The sequence below is a fragment of the Streptomyces corynorhini genome, from assembly GCF_003346515.1.
GTDB classification, from domain to species: domain Bacteria; phylum Actinomycetota; class Actinomycetes; order Streptomycetales; family Streptomycetaceae; genus Streptomyces; species Streptomyces corynorhini.
Map to the genome: position 1 here is coordinate 1 of NZ_QQNA01000288.1, position 7,025 is coordinate 7,025.

General features: G+C 71.1%; 6 protein-coding genes. All 6 read left to right on the plus strand.

Annotation, left to right across the window (positions count from 1 at the left end; translation table 11 throughout):
- Window positions 1-1,542: MinD/ParA family ATP-binding protein (locus DVH02_RS29280; protein WP_233518530.1), on the plus strand; the 1,542-nt coding region annotated here is incomplete at its 5' end.
- 193 nt (window positions 1,543-1,735) lie between these two features.
- Complete coding sequence (locus tag DVH02_RS29285) at window positions 1,736-3,625, plus strand: ABC transporter substrate-binding protein (RefSeq protein ID WP_114626876.1); 1,890 nt, start codon at window positions 1,736-1,738, stop codon at window positions 3,623-3,625.
- Window positions 3,626-3,628: 3 nt separating this feature from the next.
- Window positions 3,629-4,705, plus strand: coding sequence for an ABC transporter permease (locus DVH02_RS29290; protein ID WP_114626877.1), 1,077 nt, complete (start codon window positions 3,629-3,631; stop codon window positions 4,703-4,705).
- Complete coding sequence (locus DVH02_RS29295; RefSeq protein ID WP_114626878.1) at window positions 4,702-5,688, plus strand: ABC transporter permease; 987 nt, start codon at window positions 4,702-4,704, stop codon at window positions 5,686-5,688. Before DVH02_RS29290 ends, DVH02_RS29295 begins: the two co-directional genes overlap by 4 nt.
- Window positions 5,685-6,671, plus strand: a complete 987-nt coding sequence (locus DVH02_RS29300; RefSeq protein ID WP_114626879.1) for an ABC transporter ATP-binding protein — start codon at window positions 5,685-5,687, stop codon at window positions 6,669-6,671. The genes DVH02_RS29295 and DVH02_RS29300 overlap by 4 nt, the downstream gene beginning before the upstream one ends.
- Window positions 6,572-7,025 (plus strand): ATP-binding cassette domain-containing protein (locus tag DVH02_RS29305; protein WP_407697693.1); only part of this gene is annotated, 454 nt, incomplete at its 3' end. The genes DVH02_RS29300 and DVH02_RS29305, both read left to right, overlap by 100 nt.

A 7,025-nucleotide genomic window follows, 5' to 3' on the forward strand; every position in this document is an offset into this window, starting at 1 on the left:
CGAGCTTGCGCGCCGCTCGGCTACACGGCGGCCGTCGAACTGTCCTCGGACCGGCTGCTGCGCAACAACAAGCCGAAGGCCAAGAGCAGCCGTCCCACGTCAGGAGGGTCGCGCTTCCGGATCGGCGGCAGGGCGGCGGAGGCCGAGCGGCAGCGCAAGCTCGATCTGATCCGTACCCCGGTGCTCTCCTGCTACCGGATCGCGGTCATCAGCCTCAAGGGCGGTGTCGGCAAGACCACGACGACCACCGCGCTCGGCTCGACCCTGGCGACCGAGCGGCAGGACAAGATCCTGGCGATCGACGCCAACCCGGACGCCGGGACACTCGGCCGCCGCGTGCGACGGGAGACCGGGGCCACCATCCGGGACCTCGTCCAGGCGATTCCGCACCTGCACAGCTACATGGACATCCGGCGGTTCACCTCTCAGGCGTCCTCCGGCCTTGAGATCATCGCCAACGACGTGGACCCCGCCGTCTCGACCTCGTTCAACGACGAGGACTACCGGCGTGCCATCGATGTGCTGGGCAAGCAGTATCCGATCATCCTCACGGACTCGGGCACCGGTCTGCTCTACAGCGCGATGCGCGGGGTACTGGACCTCGCCGATCAGCTGATCATCATCTCGACGCCCTCGGTGGACGGGGCGAGCAGCGCCTCCACGACGCTCGACTGGCTCTCCGCGCACGGGTACGCCGAGCTGGTGCAGCGCTCGCTGACGGTCATCTCCGGGGTCCGCGAGACGGGCAAGATGATCAAGGTCGATGACATCGTGCAGCACTTCGAGACGCGCTGCCGCGGCGTGGTCGTGGTGCCGTTCGACGAACATCTGGCGGCCGGTGCCGAGGTGGACCTCGACATGATGCGGCCCAAGACGCGCGAGGCGTACTTCCACCTCTCGGCGCTGGTGGCCGAGGACTTCGTTCGGGCCCAGCAGGCGCAAGGGCTGTGGACGGCGGACGGCAACCCGCCGCCGCACCTCGCCCCGCCGATGCCCGGCTACCAGGGCCAGCCGATGCCGGGCCAGCCCATGCCCGGTCAGCCGATGCCGGGTCAGCCCATGCCCGGTCAGCCCATGCCGGGACAGCAGATCCCGGGACAGCCCATGCCCGGTCAGCCGATGCCCGGCCAGCCCTACCCGCCGCAGCAGTATCAGCAGCCACAGCAGCAACCCCCGCAGCAGCGCCCGCCCTACCCACCGCAGCAGCAGTACGCCGGACCGCAGCCGGGCGCGGCCGCCCAGCAGGGCTGGCAGCAGGCGCCGCCGCCCGGTCTGCCGCAACAGCCTCAGCAGCCACAACCGCAGCAGCCCGCCCACGGCCAGGGCCAGCCACCACCGCACTATCCGGCACCCCAGGCCAACCCCGCGCAAGGCCACCCCCAGCCCGGCCAGCCCGGCCAGCCCCAGCCGGGACAGCCCGGCCAGCCGGGGCAACCGGGACAGCCCGGCCAGCAGAATCAGCCGGGCGCGCCGGGCACCGTACCGCCCGCCGAATGGCCTCCGCAGCAGACCCCACCCGTACCGCCAGCGCCTCAGCAGTAACGCTTCAGAGGTCGAGACCAATGAGGGGCCGCACCGTCTCCACGGTGCGGCCCCTCGACGCATTACCGCAGACCACACGGGGTTTGAACGACCGTTGACTGACCGGACAAGCGCTGATAAACCTTCGCTTCACCAGTTGGCGAACCAGCAGCCCGGCTTCTCCGTGCGAGTGATAACACGAGGTCACCGTCCCATGGTCGAAAGAGTTCCCACGCGCACCGCGCGACAGCCCGCCCAGCCTCGCCCCCGCCGGCCTCCGCGCATCCGTCTCCGCCGGATCCTGCTCTCCGGCGCCGCCTCCGCCGCGCTGACGGCCGGATCCGTGCTGCCGCTCGGCCCGCTGCTCCCGGCGCCGCGGCAGGCGAGCGCCGCCGAGGGCAGCCAGGTTCTCACCGTCGCGGTCAGCCAGAGCGTCGACTCGCTCAGCCCGTTCCTGGCGCAGCGGCTGACCAGCACCAGCATTCACCGGTTGGCATACGAGTACCTGACGAACTACGACCCCAAGGACGCGCACGCCGTCCCCGGCTTCGCCACCGCGTGGAAGCCCTCGGCGGACAAGCTCACCTGGACGTACACGATCCGCGAGAACTCCACCTGGTCCGACGGCAAGCCGGCGACGGCGGAGGACGCGGCCTGGACGTTCGACAAGATGATGAAGGACCCGAACGCGGCCACCGCCAACGGCAGCTACACCGCCAACTTCGACGAGGTCACGGCGCCCGACGCGACGACGCTCGTCATCAAGTTGAAGAAGCCGCAGGCCACCATGACCGCGCTCGACGTGCCGATCGTGCCGAAGCACATCTGGGAGAAGGTCGGCGACTTCGCCACGTTCAACAACGACAAGACGTTCCCGATCGTCGGGAACGGTCCGTTCATCATCACGGACTACAAGGTCGACCAGTACATCAAGCTGAAGCCGAACAAGACCTTCTGGCGCGGCACGCCCAGCTTCGACGAGCTGGTCTTCAAGTACTACAAGGACGGGGACGCGGCCGTGGCCGCGCTCCAGAAGGGCGAGGTGTCCTTCGCCTCGAACCTCACCCCGGCCCAGGCGGACGCGCTGAAGAACGCCGACGACATCAAGGTCAACGACGCGCCCGGCCGGCGCTTCTATGCGCTCGCCACCAACCCCGGCGCCCGCTCCAAGGACGGCGAGAAGTTCGGCGACGGCGCGGCCTCGCTGCGGGATCCGGCCATCCGCAGAGCGCTCTTCCAGGCCGTCGACCGCGAGACGATCGTGGACAAGGTCTTCCAGGGACACGCCGTCGAGGGCCAGGGATACATCCCGCCGCGCTTCGAGTCGTACTTCTGGCAGCCCTCGGACAGCCAGAGGATCGCGTACGACCCCGCCGCCGCGGCCCGGACGCTCGACAAGGCCGGCTACCGGACGAACAGCGCGGGCAAGCGGCTGGGCAAGGACGGCAAGCCGCTCGACTACCGGATCCTCTGCCACGCCACCGACCCGAACGACAAGGCGGTCGGCAAGTACCTCCAGGAGTGGTGGGGGAAGCTCGGTATCGGGCTGAAGGTCGAGTGCCTCGACAACGTCTCCGACCCCTGGCTCGCGGGTGACTACGATCTGGCCTTCGACGGCTGGTCCGTCAACCCGGACCCCGACTACGTCCTCTCCATTCATACGTGCGGTTCCCTTCCGGCCACGCCGAAGGACGCGGGCGCCACCGACAACTTCATCTGCGACAAGCGGTTCGACGACCTCTACGCGCGGCAGGTGGCGGAGTACGACACCGCCAAGCGGGCGGATCTGGTCAAGCGGATGGAGTCGCGGCTGTACGACACCGGGTACATGAACGTCATGGCGTATCCGAACGCGGTCGAGGCGTACCGCACCGACCAGATCAAGTCGATCACGACGATGCCGGAGGCGGCCGGGAACATCTGGGGCCAGGACGGCTACTGGAGCTGGTGGTCGGCCGTCCCCGCCGACAAGACCACGAACAGCGCGTCCGGCGGCTCCTCGACCGGGGTGCTGATCGGCGTCGGGGCCGTCGTCGTGGTCGCTGCCGCCGCCGGGGGCCTCCTCATGAGGCGTCGCCGTGCCACCGCGGAAGACCGTGAATAACCCATGAGCGGCGCAAGCACCCCCGGCGTGGTGCGGGAGGCGGCGGGCGGCCCGCTGGGTACGGAGCCATCCGGCCGGACCGCCCGCGCCGCCTCCGGCACCAGGGCCGCGTATCCGCTCTATGTGGCGGGCAAGCTGGGCGGCGCGGCCGTCTCGCTGTTCGCCGTCCTCGTCACCAGCTTCTTCCTCTTCCGGATCCTCCCGGGCGACCCGGTCAAGGCCATGACCCACGGCACCCCGACGACGGCGGAGCAACTGGCCACGCTGCGCCGCCAGTTCGGCCTCGATCTGCCGGTGTGGCAGCAGTTCACCGACTACTGCGCCAAGGCGCTCACCGGGGACCTGGGCATGTCGTACCAGTTCCACGCGCCGGTCGGCGAGCTGATCGCCGAGAAGCTGCCCGCCACGCTGCTGCTCACCGGCGTCGCCGTCCTGATCTACTCGACACTCGGCCTCTGGCTGGGCACCCGCTCCGCCTGGCGCAACGGCAGCCTCGGGGACCGGCTCAACACCGGTGTGGCGCTCACCCTGTGGTCCGTGCCGGCCTTCTGGCTCGGACTGCTGCTGATCATCTTCTTCGCGGTGGGCATCGGGCCGATCCCCGGCATGTTCCCCACCGGGGGCATGTCGTCGGGCGACTCGACCGGCTTCGGCCAGGTGCTCGATGTCGCCCACCACATGGTGCTGCCGGTGATCACACTGGTCGCGGTCGGCTACGCGCAGACGCTGCTCGTCATGCGGTCCTCGCTGCTGGACGAGATGGGCGGCGACTACCTGACGACGGCGCGGGCGAAGGGGCTGCGGGACGACCTCGTGCGCCGCAGGCACGCCGTACCCAACGCGCTGCTGCCCACGGTCACCATGGTCTTCATCAATCTCGGCCATGTGGCGGCCGGTTCGATCCTGGTCGAGACGGTCTTCTCCTGGCCGGGCCTGGGCGGACTGTTCTACCAGGCGCTGAGCGTGCCCGATCTGCCGCTCGTCCAGGGGCTCTTCGTGGTCTTCGCCGGTGCGATGATCCTGATGAATCTCCTCGCCGACCTGCTCTATCCGCTGCTCGATCCCCGGGTGGGCCGATGACACTGGAGAAAACACCACCGACACCGCCAACACCACCGACACCACCGACGGCGTCGGCCGCCGCCGCGGCTCCCTCGGCCGCGCCGCCCCCGCAGTCGGCCGCCGCGCTCGCCCGCGCCCGCCGCCGCGCCTCGGCGGTCCGCTTCTGGCGGCGGTACCGCACCCACCGCGGCGGTCTGTTCGGGCTCGCGGGGCTCTCCCTCATCGCGCTGATGGCCCTGTTCGCACCGCTGCTCGTCGGCAGTGACGTGCAGAGCGTGACCGCCGCGCCGGGCACGGCCCTGGAAGCGCCGAGCGCGCGGTTCCCCCTCGGCACGGACCAGTTCGGGCGCTCGCTGCTCTCCCTGCTGGTCTGGGGCTCGCGGGTCTCGCTGACGGTCGGGCTGCTGGCCGCCGGGCTGTCGGTGGCCATCGGTACGCTGGTGGGCATCGTCGCCGGGCACTACGGCGGCTGGTTCGCCACCGTGATCATGCGCGTCACCGACTGGTTCCTGGTGATGCCGACGCTGGTCCTGGCCATCGTGCTGGCCACGGTGATGTCCCGGTCGATCTGGACGGTGATCCTGGCCATCGGCGTCACCAGCTGGCCGACCACCGCACGGCTCGTACGGGCCCAGACCATCGCCGTCGAGTCCCGCCCCTACATCGAGCGCGCGCGGGCTCTGGGCGGCGGACACCGGCATGTGATGACGCGCCATGTGCTGCCCAATGTGATGCCGCTGGTGCTCGCGCAGACCACCCTCGGCATCTCCGCCGCGATCCTGACGGAGGCGACCCTCGCCTTCCTCGGACTCGGCGACCCGATCATCGTCTCGTGGGGCGGCATGCTCCAGGACGCGCGCGAGGCCGGGGCGGTCTCCTCCGGCCACTGGTGGTATCTGGCGCCGCCCGGGATCGCCATCGCGTTCGTCGCGCTCGCCTTCACGCTCTGCGGCCGGGCCGTCGAGTCCGTGCTCAACCCGAAGCTGGGGGTCTCCCGATGAGCGCGCTGCTGGAGATCAGGGACCTGCGGGTGACCTACGGTTTCGGCCCCTCGGCCGTGCCCGCCGTACGCGGCCTCGACCTGACGCTGGAGTCGGGCAGCAAGCTGGGCATCGCCGGAGAGTCCGGCTGCGGCAAATCCACCCTCGCCCTCGCGCTGCTGCGGCTGCTGCCCCCCACGGCCACGCTGTCCGGGCAGATCCTGCTCGACGGCGAGGACGTCCTCGCCATGAAGTGGGGCAGGCTGCGCGCCGTACGGTGGGCGGGCGCGTCGATCGTCTTCCAGGGCGCGATGCACTCCCTCAACGCCGTCCACCGCGTCGGGGACCAGATCGCCGAACCGGTGCTGCTGCACGGGCACGCCACCCCGGCCGCCGCCCGCCGCCGAGCGGCCGGGCTGCTGGAGCAGGTCGGCCTGTCGGCGGCCCGCGTCGACGCCTACCCGCACGAACTCTCCGGCGGCCAGCGCCAGCGCGTGATGATCGCCATGGCGCTCGCCTGCGGCCCCCGGCTGATCGTCGCCGACGAACCGACCACCGCGCTCGACGTGATGATCCAGGCGCAGATCCTGCGGCTCATCGAACAGCTCGTCGCCGACCAGGACATCAGCCTGCTCATGATCAGCCACGATCTGGCCGTGCTCGCCGACACCTGCGACCGGCTCGCCGTCATGTACGCGGGCCGCGTCGTCGAGGAGGGCCCGGCGCGCGCGGTGTACGACGCCGCGCTCCACCCGTACGGCCGGGCGCTCTCCGCCGCCTTCCCGCGCATCGGCGACCCCGCCTCGCGCCGCGCCCCGCGCGGGCTGCCGGGCGACCCGCCCGACCCGTCGGCGCTGCCGAGCGGCTGTACGTTCCATCCCCGTTGCCCCGTCGCCCTGGACCTCTGCGCCGAGCAGGACCAGGCGCTGCGGGACGCGGCCCCCGGCCGACGGGCGGCCTGCGTCCGGATCGACGCGCCGGTCCCGGCGGAGCCGCTGTCGTGACCGCACTGTCCCAGGAGCCCTCCATGACCTCCCCGCCCCTGCTCTCCGCCGCCGGGCTGAACGTCACCTTCCCCGGCCGGCGGGGCGCCCCGCCGGCCCGCGCGGTCGACGGCGTCGACCTCGACATCGGCGCCGGGGAGATCGTGGCCCTCGTCGGCGAGTCCGGCTGCGGCAAGACCACCCTCGCGCGCACCCTGCTCGGCCTGGTCCCGCCGACCACCGGCCGGGTCACGTTCGCCGGGGAGCCGCTCTCGTACCGGTCGCGCGCCCTCAAGTCGTACCGCAAACGGGTCCAGTTGGTCCTCCAGGACCCGAGCGGCTCGCTGAACCCCCGGCACACCGTGTACGAGGCCG

Excerpts from the sequence above, each read along its gene's own strand:
- DVH02_RS29295 (WP_114626878.1), top strand. The coding sequence starts at position 4,702 with ATGACACTGGAGAAAACACCACCGACACCGCCAACACCACCGACACCA.
- DVH02_RS29285 (WP_114626876.1), top strand. The coding sequence starts at position 1,736 with ATGGTCGAAAGAGTTCCCACGCGCACCGCGCGACAGCCCGCCCAGCCT.
- DVH02_RS29290 (WP_114626877.1), top strand. The coding sequence starts at position 3,629 with ATGAGCGGCGCAAGCACCCCCGGCGTGGTGCGGGAGGCGGCGGGCGGC.
- DVH02_RS29300 (WP_114626879.1), top strand. The coding sequence starts at position 5,685 with ATGAGCGCGCTGCTGGAGATCAGGGACCTGCGGGTGACCTACGGTTTC.